Below are 16,440 nucleotides of genomic sequence, written 5' to 3'. Positions count from 1 at the left end.
GTGTTAAACGATCCCCGTTTAAGCCATGAGGTGGAACTGACGGTCTCCTTTCATGACTGCGATCCCATGGGCGTTGTCTGGCATGGCAACTATTTCCGCTTTTTCGAGGTCGCCCGCGAGGCGTTGCTCAGTAAATTCAACTATGGCTACCGCGAGATGAAGGCGTCTGGCTATGTGTGGCCGGTGGTGGATACGCGCGTTAAGTATCGCGCCGCACTGACCTATGAGCAGCGTATCCGGGTGCGCGCCACCATCGACGAAGTCGAAAACCGTTTGCGCATCGCCTACCAGATTTTCGATGTGGAAAGCGGCCAGCGTATGACCACCGGTTATACGATTCAGGTGGCGGTACAGGAAAATAGCCGCGAGCTGAGTTTTGTTTCTCCCCCCATTTTGTTTGAGCGCCTTGGAGTGACGCCATGATGAAAATATGGTTTGCCGTACTGATGCTATTTAGCGGTATCGCGCAGGCGGTGACGCTGGACGATTTACAACAGCGTTTCAGCAGCCAGCCGGTGGTACGGGCTGATTTTACTCAACTGCGGGAAATCAAGGGAATGGCGAAACCGCTTAAATCCAGCGGGCAACTGTTAATCGCGCATGACAAAGGGCTGTGGTGGCATCAGGCGGCGCCATTTCCGCTGACGATGGTGCTGGACGATAAGCGCATGGTTCAGGTGATGAACGGGCAGCCGCCGCAGATTGTCACCGCGGAAAACAATCCGCAGATGTTTCAGTTCAATCATTTGCTGCGCGCCTTGTTTCAGGCCGATCGCCGCGTGTTGGAGCAAAATTTCGCCATCGATTTTACCGATCTTGGCGAACGGCAATGGCGGCTGGTGTTGACGCCGAAAACCTCGCCGCTGGATAAGCTGTTTAACACCATTACGCTGAACGGCGGTGAATTTCTGGCGGGTATTGAACTGGATGACCGACAGGGCGATATGACCCAAATTACCCTGAGCAATCAGCGGCTCACTCCCAGGACGTTAAGTGATGACGAGCAGCAGCGTTTCGTTTTCTAAGCGGGTGCGCCGCGCGGCCCGGTTGTGGGTAGTCTGCTGTGTGATGCTGATTGCGGGGCTGGCGTTGCTGCTGCCGAAGGCGCAGATCAACAGCAGCGTGCTGGCGCTGCTGCCGAAACAATCGATGGGGGCGATCCCGCCGGCGTTGCAGCAAGGTTTTATGCAACGCCTCGATCGGCAGATGGTGTGGCTGGTAACGTCCGGCGAGCGGGCGGATCCCGCCGTTGCCGACGCGTGGCTGAAACAGTTGCAATCGCTTCCCGATCTGCAAAATGTGAAAGGCCCGATTGACGCCGAACAGCAACAGCGGTGGGGAAAGTTTGTGTTTGAACATCGCAACGGGCTGGTCGATTCCGCGACGCGCGCACGGCTGGAAAACGGCGGAAATGTACAGGCGGAGTGGGTATTGGCGCAGCTTTATTCCGCCTTTGCCGGGGTCAGCGGCCAGGAATTGAATCACGATCCGCTGATGCTGGTGCGCGGTTCGCAGCTGGCGCTGCAACAAAACGCCAGTCAGTTGGGATTGTCTCAGGGCTGGTTGACGACCAAAGATGCGCAGGGCCGAAGCTGGTATTTCCTGCACGGCGAGTTGAGCGGCGCGTCGTTTGATATGACGCATAATCGGCAACTGGTCGAAAAACTTAATGCGCTGGAGGCCACGCTGAAAGCCTCGTTCCCTGAGGCGCAGGTGTTAACGCGCGGTACGGTGCTGTTCAGCAACTACGCCAGCCAGCAGGCGAAGCAGGATGTGTCGACCCTGGGGGTGGCGACGGTGGCGGGCGTATTGCTGCTGATCTTTTCCGTCTTTCGCTCCCCCCGGCCATTGTTGCTGTGCGCGCTGTCGGTCGGTATTGGTGCGCTGGCTGGTACGGTGTTTACGCTGTTGCTGTTTGGCGAGCTGCATCTGATGACGCTGGTGATGAGCATCAGCATTGTCGGGATTTCGGCGGACTATACGCTCTACTATCTGACCGAGCGTATGGTGCACGGCGGCAATGTCTCCGCGCTTGAGAGCCTGAGAAAAGTGCTTCCCGCGCTGCTGCTGGCGCTGGGAACCGCGGCGATCGCCTATCTGATGATGGTGCTGGCGCCGTTCCCCGGCTTACAACAGCTGGCGGTATTTGCGGCGACCGGGCTGACGGCATCCTGTCTGACGGTGGTGTGCTGGTATCCTTTTCTGGTTAATGGCCTGCCGGTGCGGCCTGTTCCCGCCATGGTGCTGATGGGGCGCTGGCTGGCCGCCTGGCGGCGTAATCGCGCCGTGCGCTGGGGATTGCCGCTGGCGCTGCTGGTTGTCTCGGTGGTTGGGCTGCTGCGGTTGGAGGTGAATGATGACATTTCGCAGCTTCAGGCGTTGCCGGAAACGTTAATGCGGCAGGAGCGTCAGATAACGGCGCTGACCGGACAGAGCGCCGATCAAACCTGGTTTGTGGTTCACGGCGACAGCGCCGAGCAGGTGTTGCAACGGCTGGAACACCTGGCGCCGAAACTGCGCGATGCGCAGCAACGGAAATGGCTGACAACCTACCGTTTGTTGCCGCTCTCTTCTTTGGCGCAGCAGCGACGCGATCTGCAACTTATCGCGTCGGCGGCGCCAACCGTCGTCGGGCGGCTTAGCGAGGCGGGGGTGGACGTCGCCGGTCCGAACGCGCAGCCCATGCCGGTGACGCCGGAAACCTGGCTGAACAGCCCGATAAGCGAGGGTTGGCGGCTGCTGTGGCTGACCCTGCCCGCAGGGGAAAGCGGGGCGCTGGTGCCGGTAAGCGGCGTTACGCACAGCGCGGAATTGGCGCAACTGGCCACTCAACTGCCCGGCGTTGAGTGGATCGACCGGAAAAGCACTTTTGACGATCTGTTCGGTTTCTATCGCGTGATGCTGAGCTGGCTGTTGGTCGCCGCGCTGGCGGTGATTGCCCTGAGCTACGTGGTTCGCATGGGGCTGCATCGCGGACTGCTGAGCGTGGTGCCTTCGGCGCTGTCGCTGGGCGGCGGTCTGGCGGCGCTGGCGCTGAGCGGTCATTCGCTGAATCTGTTCTCATTGCTGGCCCTGGTTCTGGTATTAGGCATCGGCATTAACTACACGTTGTTTTTCAGTAATCCGCGCGGCACGCCGATGACCTCGCTGCTGGCGGTCACGCTGGCGATGTGCACCGCGCTGTTGACGCTGGGGATGCTGGTGTTCAGCGGCACTCAGGCGATCAGCAGCTTTGGTATTGTACTGTGCAGCGGTATTTTTACCGCCTTCCTGCTGGCGCCGCTGGCGTTGCCCGATTCGAAAGGAAAACGAAAATGAAATTACCACGACGCGGGATGCTGCTCGCCTGTGCGCTGTTACTAATGGGCTGTGTCAGCACGCATCAGGACGATAACCGTCCGCGGGCATGGCTCAAGCCGGGGGTGCAGGTCACGCTGCCCGCGCCGGGCATCGCCCCGGCGGTCAATGAGCAACAGTTATTGACCGGGACGTTTAAAGGCAAGCAGCAGTCGCTGCTGGTCATGCTGAACGCGGATGACCGGCAGCTCTCGCTGGTCGGGCTGTCTTCCATCGGCATCCGTCTGTTTCTGGTCACCTATGACGCACAGGGCATTCATACCGAGCAGTCCATCGTACTGCCGCAGATGCCGCCCGCCAGCCAGGTGCTGGCCGATGTTATGCTGAGCCACTGGCCGATAGCCGCCTGGCGGCCGCAGCTTCCCGCCGGCTGGACGCTGCGGGATAATGGCGACAGCAGGCAACTGCGTGATAATCGCGGCAATCTGATTACCGAAATTCGTTATATGACCCGTAACAACCAGCGGGTGCCGATCGGTGTTCAACAGTTCGCGTTTGGTTATCACATCGTGATTCAACATTTGGATGGCTAGCATGATCTACATTAACGCCGTGGGGGCGCTCAATGCGTTGGGTAACGACCTGGAGCAGATGGCGGATAACCTTGCCAGACTCACCGCGCCGGGTATGCGGCCGGACAACGGCTGGCTGGTGCAGGGAAAAGCGTGCTGGACCGGAAATGTCGATGCGGATTTGCCGGCAATACCTGATGCGCTGGCCGAGCATAACAGCCGTAATAACCAACTGTTGCTGGCCGCGCTGGCGCAAATCCGGCCGCAGGTGGATGAGGCGATCGCCCGGTTTGGTTCCGATCGCGTTGCGGTGATCATGGGAACCAGCACCTCCGGTCTGGACGAAGCCGATCGCTACGTCAGCCACGATCTGCCCGGCTACTTTTATCTACAGCAGGAGCTTGGCGACCCTTCCCGTTTCCTGGCCGCTTTTCTCGGGGCGGACGGGCCGGCCTACACGCTATCGACCGCCTGTTCTTCCAGCGCCCGGGCGTTAATCAGCGGACAGCGCCTGATTGACGCCGGACTGGCGGATGCGGCGATCGTCGGCGGCGCGGACACGCTGAGCCGGATGCCGCTGAATGGTTTTGACAGCCTGGAGTCTCTCTCATCGCAACGCTGCGCGCCTTTCAGTCAGCGGCGTGACGGTATTACCATTGGCGAAGGCGCGGCGCTGATGCTGATCGGGCGCGAGCCTGACGGCGTGGCGCTGCTGGGCGCTGGCGAATCTTCCGATGCGCACCATATGTCGGCGCCTCATCCAGAGGGCGAGGGCGCGGCCCGGGCGATTGAGATGGCCCTGCGGCAGGCCGGCCTCCGGCCTGAGGATATCGGCTACATCAATCTGCACGGCACGGCAACCCGCCTGAACGACCAAATCGAAGCGAAAGTCATTCATGCTATATTTGGCGACGGAACGCCCTGTAGCTCGACCAAATACCTTACCGGGCATACGCTTGGCGCGGCGGGCATCTGTGAAGCCGCGATTTGCTGGCTGTTGTTGACACGCGGACTGCCGCTGCCGCCGCAGGATTTTTCGCTCGGCGCCCGGGACGAGACATTGCCGCCTTGCGGTTTGCTCACTGCGCCCGGCCAGCTCCGGCGGCCGGTTATTTTGTCTAATTCATTTGCTTTTGGCGGCAATAATGCCTGCCTGATTTTGGGGAAAGCGGATGGCTGACTATTTTCCGGCGGCGCACTATCTGCCTCACCAGTCGCCGATGGTATTGGTGGACGAGGTTATCCACGTCGATGATGAACATGCTCATTGCCGGGTGTCGGTCAGCCGCGCAGGTATATTGGCGCCGTTCCTGAATGCCGATGGGCATCTGCCCGCCTGGTTCGGTATTGAAATCATCGCCCAGGCGATAGGCGTCTGGTCAGGGTGGCATGGGAGCCGGGACGCCCGCCATAAAAAATCGTCAGGAGCGATTTTAAACGTCGCTTGCGACGGCCCGAAGGGGGGCGGGCAGGACGCCCGCCATAAAAAATCGTCAGGAGCGATTTTAAACGTCGCTTGCGACGGCCCGGAGGGGGGCGGGCTGGATGCCCGCCATAAAAAACCGCGTCCCGGCATGTTGCTGGGCGGGCGGGGCTACCGCTGTAAGCAGGCGTTTTTCCCTGCGGCCTCGCGGCTTGACGTCTATGTGACGTTACTGATGCGTGATGAAAAAATCGGCAGCTTTGACGGTGAAATTGTGATTGATGGTGAAACCTACGCCACCGGCAGGCTGAATACCTATCAGCCTGACGACAACGAATTAAAACAGCTTTTAGAACAGGGAAAACAGTGATGACGCGTTGCGTGTTAGTAACCGGCGCCAGCAAGGGGATCGGTCGGGCCATCGCGCTGCGTCTGGCGGCAGATGGTTTTACGGTGGCGGTGCATTATCACCGCGACGAAAAAGGGGCCGAAAAGACCTTAAGCCAGATTATCGAGAATCATGGCTCGGGGCGCATCGTCGGATTCGATATCGCTAATCGGGAAATGTGCCGCGCGGTTATCGAACAGGATATTGCAGCCCACGGCGCCTATTATGGCGTGGTCAACAATGCGGGAATTACCCGCGACGGCGCGTTTCCCGCCCTGGATAACGACGCTTGGGACAGCGTGATCCACACCAATCTTGATAGTTTCTACAACGTTATCCACCCCTGCGTGATGCCGATGATCGGCCTGCGTAAAGGGGGAAGGATCATTACGTTGTCCTCGGTTTCCGGCCTGATGGGAAACCGCGGGCAGGTCAACTACAGCGCGGCGAAAGCGGGCATTATCGGCGCGTCCAAAGCGCTGGCTATCGAACTGGCGAAGCGGAAAATCACCGTCAACTGTATTGCCCCCGGGCTGATTGATACCGGCATGATCCAGATGGAGCCGGCGGCCGTTGAGGAAGCGATGAAAATGATCCCCCTGAAACGCATGGGGCAGGCGGATGAAGTGGCGGGGCTGGCGAGCTATCTGATGTCCGATATCGCGGGTTACGTGACGCGTCAGGTTATTTCTATTAACGGAGGTATGCTGTGATGCGTCGTGTGGTGGTAACGGGAATGGGCGGCGTGACCGCGTTTGGCGAGTGCTGGGAAAGCGTTTCAAGCGGTTTGCGCGCCGGTCGTAATGCGATACGCAAGATGCCGGAGTGGCGGATTTATGCCGGCCTGCATACTCAACTGGGGTCGCCCATTGATCATTTCAGTCTGCCCGCGCACTACACGCGCAAACGCATTCGCTCGATGGGGCGAGTCTCGCTGTTGGCGACGCGCGCCACGGAGCTGGCGCTGGAGCAAGCCGGGCTGCTGGAGCACCCGGTGTTGACCAACGGGGAAACCGGGATTGCCTACGGCTCGTCAACGGGCAGCACCGGCCCGGTCAGCGAGTTCGCCACCATGCTGACCGAAAAACATACCAACAATATTACCGGCACCACCTACGTACAGATGATGCCGCACACCACGGCCGTCAACGCCGGGCTGTTCTTTGGTTTGCGCGGCCGGGTTATTCCCACCTCCAGCGCCTGTACCTCCGGCAGTCAGGCGATAGGCTATGCCTGGGAAGCGATCCGTCATGGTTATCAGACGGTTATGGTGGCCGGCGGCGCGGAAGAACTTTGCCCGTCGGAAGCGGCGGTGTTTGATACGCTGTTTGCCACCAGCCAGCGCAACGACGCGCCGGAGACCACGCCGTCCCCCTTTGACGCCGGACGCGATGGACTGGTGATTGGCGAAGGCGCGGGCACGCTGATTCTGGAAGAGCTGGAACATGCGCAGGCGCGTGGCGCGACGATTTATGCCGAGCTGGTGGGTTTTTATACCAATTGCGATGCGGCGCACATTACGCAACCGCAGCGCGAAACCATGCAGATTTGCATTGAAGGTTCGCTGCGCTGCGCCGGTTTACAGGCCGGCGATATCGGCTATATCAATGCACACGGCACGGCGACCGACCGCGGGGACGTGGCGGAAAGTCAGGCGACCGCCGCGGTTTTTGGCCGCGCTACGCCCATCTCTTCCCTGAAAAGCTATTTCGGCCATACGCTGGGCGCCTGCGGCGCGCTGGAAGCCTGGATGAGCATTGAAATGATGCGTGAAGGCTGGTTCGCTCCGACCCTCAATTTGCGGCAACCGGCGGAAGATTGCGGCGAACTGGACTACATTATGGGCGAACCGCGGCATATCGATACCGACTATGTGCAGTCGAATAATTTTGCCTTTGGCGGCATCAATACCTCGCTGATTTTCCGCCGCTGGAAGCAGGACTGAGATAACCGGGGATGGGATCATCCCCGTCGTTCCTGCGCCGGCAGGAACCACCGGCACAGGGGCACGATGCGGGAAGAAGCGGAAACGGCATTTTTGCCGTATGTCATAAAACTGTCATATTTCGTACATTTTACTGTCACTCAACTGCTCTATTTTTCCTCCTGCACACTACACTCTGATTAATCACGGCTCCGGGTCGGCACTACTTTTAGTCTCCCACAGGAGGGATTATGAAACTTATGCGTACCACGATTACCCATATCGCTGCGGTCACGTTTTCACTGACATCGCTTTCCGCTTTGGCCGCCGCCAACCTCACCGGCGCGGGCGCGACATTTCCCGCGCCGGTCTACGCCAAATGGGCTGACTCCTATCATAAAGAAACCGGTAATAAAGTTAACTATCAAGGTATTGGATCGTCTGGCGGGGTAAAGCAGATTATCGCCAAGACCGTGGATTTCGGGGCGACGGATGCGCCGCTGTCCGATGATAAGCTGGCGCAGGACGGTCTGATCCAGTTCCCGACGGTGATCGGCGGCGTGGTGCTGGCGGTTAACATTCCGGGCATCAAATCCGGCGATCTGACGCTGGACGGTAAGACGCTGGGTGATATCTATCTGGGAAAAATCAAAAAATGGAACGATCCCGCCATCGTCACGCTGAACCCGAACGCCAAACTGCCGGATCAGAATATTGCGGTGGTGCGTCGTGCGGACGGAGCGGGTACTTCTTTCGTGTTCACCAGCTATCTGGCGAAAGTGAACCCGGAGTGGAAGGAAAAAATCGGCGCGGGCTCCACGGTTAACTGGCCGACCGGGCTGGGCGGAAAAGGTAACGATGGCATTGCCGCGTTCGTTCAGCGTCTGCCGGGTTCCATCGGCTATGTTGAATACGCTTACGCCAAGCAGAATAACCTGGCCTACACCAAATTGGTTTCCGCTGACGGAAAAGTGGTCAGCCCGACAGAGGAAAGCTTCAGTAATGCGGCCAAAGGCGCAGACTGGAGCCAATCTTTCGCGCAGGATCTGACCAACCAGAAAGGTGAGGATGCCTGGCCGATTACCTCGACGACCTTCATCCTGATCCAAAAAGTACAGCCGAACGCCGCACAGGGTACGGAAGTGCTGAAGTTCTTTGACTGGGCTTATACCAAAGGCGGCGAGCAGGCAACGGCGCTGGATTACGCCATTCTGCCCAATGAAGTGGTGGAGCAGGTACGCGCCGCCTGGAAGACCGATATAAAAGACGGCAGCGGTAATGCGTTGTATTAAAAATAATTAGTATTAAAAATGATTAGTGTTAAAAATAATGGCATTAAGCCTGATTGTACTAAAATTGTACTGCTTCCCTTGTGTTTGGCAGTAAGGCCGTAAGCTGAGTTGCCGCAAGGTACAATGGGGCGAGAGGTGATGAACACCTTTCGCTCCGCGTTATTTTCGTTATCAAACGCGGTTAAATTAAGAAGAGAGACGCATGGCGGAGTACAAGCCAACTATCAAAGCCCCTGGGAAACATGGCGATATTATTTTTGGCGCGCTGGTGAAACTGGCCGCGCTGGTGACGCTGTTGTTGTTGGGCGGCATCATTGTTTCCCTGATTGTGGCCTCCTGGCCCAGCATCGAAAAGTTTGGTTTTGCTTTTCTGTGGACCAAGGACTGGGATGCGCCGGCCGAACAATTTGGCGCGCTGGTGCCGATCTACGGCACCATCGTCACCTCGCTGATTGCGCTGGTTATTGCGATACCGATCAGTTTCGGCATCGCGCTGTTTTTGACCGAACTGGCGCCGGGCTGGCTTCGGCGTCCTTTGGGCGTGGCGATTGAACTGCTGGCCGCGATCCCCAGTATTGTCTATGGCATGTGGGGGCTGTTTGTTTTCGCCCCGCTGTTTGCCAAATATTTTCAGGAGCCGCTAGGCAATGTGCTGTCCGGTATTCCGATCGTCGGTTCGCTGTTCTCCGGCCCGGCCTTTGGCATCGGGATTCTTGCCGCCGGGGTGATTCTGGCCATCATGATCATTCCTTATATTGCGGCGGTGATGCGCGATGTGTTTGAACAAACGCCGGTGATGATGAAAGAGTCGGCCTACGGCATCGGCTGCACCACCTGGGAAGTGATCTGGCATATCGTTCTGCCTTATACCAAGAACGGGGTGATTGGCGGCATTATGCTGGGGCTGGGGCGCGCGCTGGGCGAAACCATGGCGGTGACCTTTATTATCGGCAATACCTATCAATTGGACAGCATATCGCTGTATATGCCCGGTAACAGTATTACTTCGGCGCTGGCGAATGAGTTTGCCGAAGCGGAATCCGGTTTGCATACCGCCGCGCTGATGGAACTGGGTCTGATCCTGTTTATGATTACCTTTATTGTGCTGGCGTGTTCGAAATTAATGATTATGCGACTGACCAAGAATGAGGGGGCGCGCTGATGGCGGCGTTAGGCAGAGATCAGGACGCGGCGCTGGCGCGTTCCCGACGTAATATGCAGATCTGGCGACGTCAGAAAAACCGTATTGCGCTGTGTTTGTCGATGGTCACCATGGCTTTTGGCCTTTTCTGGCTGGTGTGGATCCTGTTTTCGACCATCACCAAAGGGGTTGACGGCATGTCGCTGGCGCTGTTTACCGAAATGACGCCGCCGCCGAACACCGAGGGCGGGGGATTGGCGAACGCCATCGCCGGCAGCGGTTTATTGATCCTGTGGGCGACCATCTTAGGTACGCCGCTCGGCATCATGGCCGGTATCTATCTGGCGGAATATGGCCGCAAGTCATGGATCGCCGAAGTTATCCGCTTCATTAACGACATCCTGTTGTCGGCGCCCTCGATTGTGGTCGGGCTGTTTGTCTATACGCTGGTGGTGGCGAAAATGCAGCACTTCTCTGGTTGGGCCGGGGTGATTGCGCTGGCGCTGTTGCAGGTGCCTATCGTTATCCGCACTACAGAAAATATGCTCAAGCTGGTGCCGGATAGCCTGCGTGAAGCGGCGTATGCGCTGGGTACGCCGAAGTGGAAGATGATTTCCGCCATCACGCTGAAAGCGTCGGTATCCGGCATTATGACCGGGATTTTACTGGCGATCGCGCGCATTGCCGGGGAAACCGCGCCGCTGCTGTTTACCTCGCTGTCCAATCAGTTCTGGAGTACGGATCTGATGCATCCGATCGCCAACCTGCCGGTCACCATCTTCAAGTTTGCCATGAGTCCGTTTGTGGAGTGGCAGCAGCTGGCCTGGGCGGGGGTATTGCTGATTACCCTGTGTGTTCTGCTGCTGAATATTCTGGCGCGCGTTATTTTTTCCGGCAAGAAATATTAATAAATTTAAGGCGTTGCCTGGCAGCGCCGGTATAAAAGAGAGTCTTGATGAGTATGGCGACAAAGACATCCACCAGTAAAATCCAGGTACGTAATCTGAATTTCTATTACGGCAAATTCCATGCGTTAAAAGATATCACGCTGGACATTGCCGCCAATCAGGTTACGGCTTTTATCGGCCCGTCGGGCTGTGGCAAATCCACGTTACTGCGCACCCTGAATAAAATGTATCAGCTCTATCCCGAGCAGCATGCCGAGGGCGATATTTTGCTGGATGGCGATAATATCCTGACCGATAAGCAGGATATCTCACTGCTGAGGGCCAAGGTGGGGATGGTTTTCCAGAAGCCGACGCCGTTTCCGATGTCCATTTACGACAACATCGCCTTCGGCGTGCGGCTGTTTGAGAAGCTATCGCGGGTGGATATGGATGAACGGGTGGAGTGGGCGCTGACCAAAGCGGCGCTGTGGCATGAAACCAAAGATAAGCTGCATCAGAGCGGATACAGCCTGTCCGGCGGTCAGCAGCAGCGCCTGTGCATCGCGCGGGGCATCGCGATCCGTCCGGAAGTGCTGTTGCTGGATGAGCCTTGTTCCGCCCTTGACCCGATTTCCACCGGCAGAATCGAAGAGCTGATTTCCGAGTTGAAGAAAGACTACACCGTGGTGATCGTCACCCACAATATGCAGCAGGCTGCACGTTGTTCAGACCATACGGCGTTTATGTATCTGGGAGAGCTCATCGAATTCAGCGATACCGATACCCTGTTTACTGCGCCACGGCAGAAACAGACCGAAGATTACATCACCGGCCGCTACGGTTGATTACGGGAAGCATCATGGACAATTTGAATCTGAACAAACACATTTCCGGGCAGTTCAACGCCGAACTGGAACATATTCGTACCCAGGTGTTGACCATGGGCGGGCTGGTTGAGCAACAACTGACCGACGCCATCACCGCGATGCACAATCAGGATGCCGAACTGGCGCAGAGAGTGGTTGAGGGAGACGCCAAGGTCAATATGATGGAAGTGACCATCGATGAAGCCTGTGTGCGCATTATCGCTAAACGTCAGCCAACCGCCAGCGACCTGCGGTTGGTGATGGCGATCATCAAAACCATTTCCGAATTGGAACGCATTGGCGACGTGGCGGATAAGATCTGCCGCACCGCGCTGGAAAAATTCTCCCATCAGCATCAACCGCTGCTGGTCAGCCTGGAATCGTTAGGACGACACACGGTGCAGATGCTGCATGACGTGCTGGATGCGTTTGCCCGCATGGATCTGGATGAGGCGGTGCGTATCTATCGTGAAGATAAAAAGGTGGATAAAGAGTATGAAGGTATCGTCCGTCAGCTGATGACGCACATGATGGAGGACTCCCGCACCATCCCCAGCGTGCTGACGGCGTTGTTCTGCGCCCGTTCAATTGAGCGTATTGGCGACCGTTGCCAGAATATCTGCGAATTTATCTTCTATTTCGTCAAGGGGCAGGATTTTCGCCATATTGGCGGCGATGCGTTGGAAAAACTGCTGGTCGAGAAAGAGAGCAAGAAAGAGGAATAGCCTTTCTTTCCGGTTCAGACCGCTGACAAACCTATCAGTCCTTATCTCCGCTTGCCGATAAAGTCTTCGGTAAGCCCGAGATACCCGGGCCTACCGTACCGAGGGGCGCTCCGGCGGCTTACGCCGCTACGGCCCCTCGCCACGCTCTCCCTAATAACGGGTTTTGTCAATGGTCTGACGCCCTGCTTGCAGGGCGTCGTGCTTTTAAATAGTGCAAAAAAAGAACATCTCCGCACTATTAGCGCGCTAATCATCCAGATGAAACGCTTATGCTAAAAATAGCGTGTCGTTTCTCCGCCGCAGTATTCAAAAATAGTGCACGCCACGCCTACGGTTTCGTATTTTTAGAAACCTCTTACCTAAAATCTGTAAGGTTATAAATCTGCTATTGGCTTCAGTCTTGCAATGATTACACCGTGAGTATTCATGGTTTATTCATTAACGGCATGGAGAAATGGCATGACTCGTTCCCTGGCAAGACGGATACAACACTATGCTTTATCCGCATTATTGATTGGATGCGCCTCATATAGTTATGCGGGAAAGCAGAACGATACTTTGGTGTATGCCTCGGATAACGAGGTAGAGAATATCAGCCCTTATCATAATACCCTGCGCGAAGGCGTGATTATCTCCAATCTGGTGTGGGACAGACTGGTCTATCGCGATCCAAAAACCGGTGAATATGAACCGCAGTTGGCCGCCGCGTGGGAATGGGATTCGCCGGAAATATTGGTTCTGCATTTGCGCAAAGGCATTAAATTTCATAACGGCGATGATTTTACCGCTGATGATGTGGTTTACACCTTCAATAATATCGCCGGCGATAATACCGATTCAGTTATGCCGCAGAGCGTTAACTGGATTAAGGAAACCGAAAAAGTCGATGACTACACGGTAAAACTGCACCTGGAAAAACCTTTCCCGGCGGCGCTGGAATATTTGTCCGGCCCGACGCCGATCTATCCCGCCAAATACTACCAGCAGGTTAAGCTGGCCGGCTTCAGTAAAGCCCCGATTGGCACCGGCCCTTATAAGGTCACCGGCGTGACGCCGGCGCAGGGGGTCACGATGGAGAAAAATCCCGATTACTTCAAGGAAAGCCCGGTCGGACAACCTAAAATCGGCAAACTGCAATTTGTGGTGATCCGCGATCCGGAAACCCGGCTGGCGCAGTTGATGACCGGTCAGGTTGACTGGATCTGGCGGGTGCCGGCCGATCAGATGACCTCGCTGGAAACCATGCCGAATCTTTCAGTGAAAAGCGGCGAAACCATGCGTATCGGTTTCCTGGCGCTGAACACCCATGCCAGCGGGCCGGGCGGCGAACCGTTCAAAGACCTGCGCGTCCGTCAGGCGGTAAACCACGCCATTAACCGTCAGGGAATGGTCGATAATCTGGTGCGCGGCGGCAGTCAGCCGGTCTATTCCGCCTGTTTCTCCGCCCAGGCCGCCTGTAACACCAGCAAAGTGATCAAGTACGAGTACAACCCGGAAAAAGCCAAACAGCTACTGGCGGAGGCCGGTTACCCCAACGGTTTTGATACCGATATCTGGGCCTATCGCGAACGGGACTACGCTGAAGCCATTATTGGCGATCTGCGTAAAGTCGGCATCAATGCCCGGCTGCATTATGTGCAGCATTCGGTTCTGGCGGCCGATCTGATCTCCGGTAAAGCGCCGATGGCGGTACGCACCTGGGGCTCTTATTCCATCAACGATGCGTCCGCTTTCGTCACGCCTTATTTCGGCGGCAAGGGAGACGATATCTGGAAAGACGCGGAAGTCACCAGCATGTTGAACCAGGCGGATGAAACCATCGATACCAAGCAGCGCAGCGCCATGTATGCGGATGTGCTGGGGCGTATTTCTTCCCAGGCGTATCTGGCGCCGCTGTTTTCCTATTCAACCAATTATGCCTTTACCTCCGATCTGAACTTTGACAGTTGGCCGGATGAACTGCCGCGCTTCGCGCTGGCGAGTTGGAAGTAACCGGCTGTCGGGGATCGGTAGCGGTATCGATTCCCGACAATATCCGGTGAGAATGGGGAACAGCTCATGATTATCTATATTTTACATCGGCTGCTCGTCGCGCTGGCGGTGCTGTTTACCGTGGCGGTCGTCAGTTTCTCTCTCCTGCATCTTTCCGGCGATCTGGCGGCGGCGATTGCCGGCCCGGAAGCCACGGCCGAGGTGGTTGAGCGTATCCGGGTGCAATATGGCCTGGATCAGCCGTTGATTACGCAGTTTGCTCACTGGATGTGGTCGGCTTTGCATCTTGATTTCGGGCGCTCGTTTTATTTTGAGAACACCGTGATGGAGCTGGTCGGCCAGAGGATGCCCATTACCCTGAAGCTGGGAGCGGTTTCCCTGCTGCTGGCGCTGGTGGTGGCGATCCCCCTCGGCGTGCTGGCCGCCGTGTTTCGCGATACCTGGATCGACAGATGTTCCATTTTCATTTCCGTTATCGGTCAGGCGATGCCGAATTTCTGGTTTGCCCTGCTGCTGATTGTCATCTTCGCCGTGGGCCTGAAATGGTTGCCGGTGGCCGGGAACGGCAGTTGGCAGAACTTTGTGTTGCCGGCCATCGCCCTGGGCTATTACGCCATGCCGTCGCTGATGCGTCTGACGCGCTCCGGCATGTTGGACGTGCTGGGGTCGGACTATATCCGTACCGCACGGGCAAAGGGGTTGAGTTCTTTCCGGGTCATCGTCAAGCACGGGCTGCGTAACGCCATCATTCCCGTGGTGGCGCTGGCGACGGTCGAACTGGGCTTTATGTTGGGCGGTTCGGTGGTCATTGAGTCGGTGTTCGCCCTACAGGGATTGGGGCAATTGGCATGGGACTCCATTTCCCGCAACGATTTTCCGGTTGTGCAGGCCATCGTACTGATTATCTCCGTGTTTTATATCGGGCTGACGTTTCTGGCCGATGTGCTTAATGCGGCGCTCGATCCGCGTCTGCGTACTTCATAGGGAGCCTCCATGAAAACGTCTTCATCACTCTCTTCCACGCTGGTCGCCAAGGCGTCGATGCCTGAACCGGGGCTGATTCCGGAACCGGCGCCCTGGCGGAAATGGCTTGGCAGCATCCTCGGGCATCACAGCATGATGATCGGTCTGACGATTCTGGCGGTTATTGTCCTGGCGGCCGTCCTGGCGCCGTTAATCAGCCCGCACGATCCCTACGCGCAGGATGTAAGCCGGCGTCTGATTCCGCCGGTATGGCATGAAAAAGGCAGTTGGGAACATATTCTCGGCACCGACAAGCTGGGGCGTGACTATCTGAGCCGCCTGCTGTTCGGGGCCAGGGTGTCGTTAACCATCGGTGTGGTTTCTGTGCTGGTGGCCGGATTTATCGGCATTACGCTGGGGGTGCTGGCCGGCTATTTCGGCGGCCGGGTGGATGCGCTGGTCAGCTATATCCTGACGGTGCGGTTGTCCATGCCGATCATTCTGGTGGCGCTGGCGACGGCTTCGCTGGTGGGCGGCTCGGTAAAAGTGGTGATCCTGCTGTTGGGATTACTGCTGTGGGATCGCTTCCTGATTGTTTCCCGTTCGGTTACCCGGCAGTTGCGTGAGGCGGAGTTTATCGCCGCCGCCAAGACGCTGGGCGCGTCTTCGCTGTTCATCATGCTGCGGGAGATCCTGCCTAACCTGCTTGGCCCGCTGACGGTGGTCGCCACGCTGGAAATCGCCCATGCCATTTTGCTGGAGGCCACGCTCTCTTTCCTCGGGCTGGGCGTACAGCCGCCGATGCCGTCATGGGGGCTAATGGTGGCGGAAGGCAAGGCGTACATGTTCTTTCAACCGTGGGTCATCCTGATCCCCGGTATTGTGCTGGCTATCCTCGTGCTGGGGATCAATCTGGTGGGAGACGGCCTGCGTGATATTACCGCGCTGGACGGACGTAACTGAGGAACAC

16 protein-coding genes are annotated in these 16,440 nt (G+C 57.1%); all 16 read left to right on the top strand.

Going from position 1 to position 16,440, the window contains the following annotated elements; translation table 11 throughout:
- The 16 genes from HOY33_RS12915 (at window position 1) to HOY33_RS12835 (ending at window position 16,433) form a co-directional block, all read left to right on the top strand.
- Entirely contained in the window at window positions 1–423 is a 423-nt protein-coding gene (locus HOY33_RS12915; RefSeq protein ID WP_172290616.1) for a thioesterase family protein, read from the top strand.
- The gene (locus HOY33_RS12910) at window positions 423–1,025 is read left to right on the top strand and encodes an outer membrane lipoprotein carrier protein LolA (protein ID WP_370541640.1); all 603 of its coding nucleotides are present in this window, start codon (window positions 423–425) and stop codon (window positions 1,023–1,025) included. Before HOY33_RS12915 ends, HOY33_RS12910 begins: the two co-directional genes overlap by 1 nt.
- Entirely contained in the window at window positions 997–3,318 is a 2,322-nt protein-coding gene (locus tag HOY33_RS12905; protein WP_172290614.1) for an MMPL family transporter, read from the top strand. The genes HOY33_RS12910 and HOY33_RS12905 overlap by 29 nt, the downstream gene beginning before the upstream one ends.
- Window positions 3,315–3,890, top strand: a complete 576-nt coding sequence (locus HOY33_RS12900; RefSeq protein WP_172290613.1) for a DUF3261 domain-containing protein — start codon at window positions 3,315–3,317, stop codon at window positions 3,888–3,890. Before HOY33_RS12905 ends, HOY33_RS12900 begins: the two co-directional genes overlap by 4 nt.
- Before the next feature lies 1 nt (window position 3,891).
- Entirely contained in the window at window positions 3,892–5,049 is a 1,158-nt protein-coding gene (locus HOY33_RS12895) for a beta-ketoacyl-[acyl-carrier-protein] synthase family protein (protein WP_172290612.1), read from the top strand.
- Window positions 5,042–5,662, top strand: coding sequence for a hotdog family protein (locus HOY33_RS20625; RefSeq protein ID WP_253906969.1), 621 nt, complete (start codon window positions 5,042–5,044; stop codon window positions 5,660–5,662). The genes HOY33_RS12895 and HOY33_RS20625 overlap by 8 nt, the downstream gene beginning before the upstream one ends.
- Window positions 5,662–6,393: a 3-ketoacyl-ACP reductase FabG2 gene (locus tag HOY33_RS12880; RefSeq protein WP_172290611.1), complete on the top strand. Its 732-nt coding sequence runs from the start codon at window positions 5,662–5,664 to the stop codon at window positions 6,391–6,393. Before HOY33_RS20625 ends, HOY33_RS12880 begins: the two co-directional genes overlap by 1 nt.
- A complete protein-coding gene (locus tag HOY33_RS12875) occupies window positions 6,393–7,625 on the top strand; it encodes a beta-ketoacyl-ACP synthase (protein ID WP_172290666.1) in 1,233 nt (410 codons plus the stop codon). The genes HOY33_RS12880 and HOY33_RS12875 overlap by 1 nt, the downstream gene beginning before the upstream one ends.
- A gap of 230 nt (window positions 7,626–7,855) precedes the next feature.
- Window positions 7,856–8,896: a phosphate ABC transporter substrate-binding protein PstS gene (gene pstS / locus HOY33_RS12870; protein WP_172290610.1), complete on the top strand. Its 1,041-nt coding sequence runs from the start codon at window positions 7,856–7,858 to the stop codon at window positions 8,894–8,896.
- A gap of 202 nt (window positions 8,897–9,098) precedes the next feature.
- Window positions 9,099–10,058 (top strand): phosphate ABC transporter permease PstC, encoded by a 960-nt coding sequence (gene pstC, locus HOY33_RS12865; protein WP_172290609.1) that lies wholly within the window; start codon window positions 9,099–9,101, stop codon window positions 10,056–10,058.
- On the top strand, window positions 10,058–10,945 hold the full coding sequence (gene pstA / locus HOY33_RS12860; protein WP_172290608.1) for a phosphate ABC transporter permease PstA: 888 nt from the start codon (window positions 10,058–10,060) through the stop codon (window positions 10,943–10,945). Before pstC ends, pstA begins: the two co-directional genes overlap by 1 nt.
- 47 nt (window positions 10,946–10,992) lie before the next feature.
- Window positions 10,993–11,769, top strand: coding sequence for a phosphate ABC transporter ATP-binding protein PstB (gene pstB / locus HOY33_RS12855; protein ID WP_172290607.1), 777 nt, complete (start codon window positions 10,993–10,995; stop codon window positions 11,767–11,769).
- A gap of 14 nt (window positions 11,770–11,783) precedes the next feature.
- The gene (gene phoU, locus HOY33_RS12850) at window positions 11,784–12,515 is read left to right on the top strand and encodes a phosphate signaling complex protein PhoU (RefSeq protein WP_172290606.1); all 732 of its coding nucleotides are present in this window, start codon (window positions 11,784–11,786) and stop codon (window positions 12,513–12,515) included.
- Between the two features lie 459 nt (window positions 12,516–12,974).
- Window positions 12,975–14,507, top strand: coding sequence for an ABC transporter substrate-binding protein (locus tag HOY33_RS12845; RefSeq protein WP_172290605.1), 1,533 nt, complete (start codon window positions 12,975–12,977; stop codon window positions 14,505–14,507).
- Window positions 14,508–14,573: 66 nt separating this feature from the next.
- Window positions 14,574–15,491, top strand: a complete 918-nt coding sequence (locus tag HOY33_RS12840; RefSeq protein ID WP_172290604.1) for an ABC transporter permease — start codon at window positions 14,574–14,576, stop codon at window positions 15,489–15,491.
- A gap of 9 nt (window positions 15,492–15,500) precedes the next feature.
- On the top strand, window positions 15,501–16,433 hold the full coding sequence (locus HOY33_RS12835) for an ABC transporter permease (RefSeq protein ID WP_172290603.1): 933 nt from the start codon (window positions 15,501–15,503) through the stop codon (window positions 16,431–16,433).
- Window positions 16,434–16,440 lie beyond the last annotated feature (7 nt).

This window comes from Brenneria sp. hezel4-2-4 (assembly GCF_013155275.1).
Taxonomy (GTDB): domain Bacteria; phylum Pseudomonadota; class Gammaproteobacteria; order Enterobacterales; family Enterobacteriaceae; genus Brenneria.
Note: the sequence above shows the minus strand (reverse complement) of the source record. Positions and strands in the feature narration are given on the sequence as shown.

Excerpts from the sequence above, each read along its gene's own strand:
- pstS (WP_172290610.1), top strand. The coding sequence starts at position 7,856 with ATGAAACTTATGCGTACCACGATTACCCATATCGCTGCGGTCACGTTT.
- HOY33_RS12905 (WP_172290614.1), top strand. The coding sequence starts at position 997 with ATGACGAGCAGCAGCGTTTCGTTTTCTAAGCGGGTGCGCCGCGCGGCC.
- phoU (WP_172290606.1), top strand. The coding sequence starts at position 11,784 with ATGGACAATTTGAATCTGAACAAACACATTTCCGGGCAGTTCAACGCC.
- pstC (WP_172290609.1), top strand. The coding sequence starts at position 9,099 with ATGGCGGAGTACAAGCCAACTATCAAAGCCCCTGGGAAACATGGCGAT.
- HOY33_RS12845 (WP_172290605.1), top strand. The coding sequence starts at position 12,975 with ATGACTCGTTCCCTGGCAAGACGGATACAACACTATGCTTTATCCGCA.
- HOY33_RS12880 (WP_172290611.1), top strand. The coding sequence starts at position 5,662 with ATGACGCGTTGCGTGTTAGTAACCGGCGCCAGCAAGGGGATCGGTCGG.
- HOY33_RS12875 (WP_172290666.1), top strand. The coding sequence starts at position 6,393 with ATGCGTCGTGTGGTGGTAACGGGAATGGGCGGCGTGACCGCGTTTGGC.
- pstA (WP_172290608.1), top strand. The coding sequence starts at position 10,058 with ATGGCGGCGTTAGGCAGAGATCAGGACGCGGCGCTGGCGCGTTCCCGA.
- HOY33_RS20625 (WP_253906969.1), top strand. The coding sequence starts at position 5,042 with ATGGCTGACTATTTTCCGGCGGCGCACTATCTGCCTCACCAGTCGCCG.
- HOY33_RS12900 (WP_172290613.1), top strand. The coding sequence starts at position 3,315 with ATGAAATTACCACGACGCGGGATGCTGCTCGCCTGTGCGCTGTTACTA.
- HOY33_RS12840 (WP_172290604.1), top strand. The coding sequence starts at position 14,574 with ATGATTATCTATATTTTACATCGGCTGCTCGTCGCGCTGGCGGTGCTG.
- HOY33_RS12910 (WP_370541640.1), top strand. The coding sequence starts at position 423 with ATGAAAATATGGTTTGCCGTACTGATGCTATTTAGCGGTATCGCGCAG.
- HOY33_RS12835 (WP_172290603.1), top strand. The coding sequence starts at position 15,501 with ATGAAAACGTCTTCATCACTCTCTTCCACGCTGGTCGCCAAGGCGTCG.
- HOY33_RS12895 (WP_172290612.1), top strand. The coding sequence starts at position 3,892 with ATGATCTACATTAACGCCGTGGGGGCGCTCAATGCGTTGGGTAACGAC.
- pstB (WP_172290607.1), top strand. The coding sequence starts at position 10,993 with ATGAGTATGGCGACAAAGACATCCACCAGTAAAATCCAGGTACGTAAT.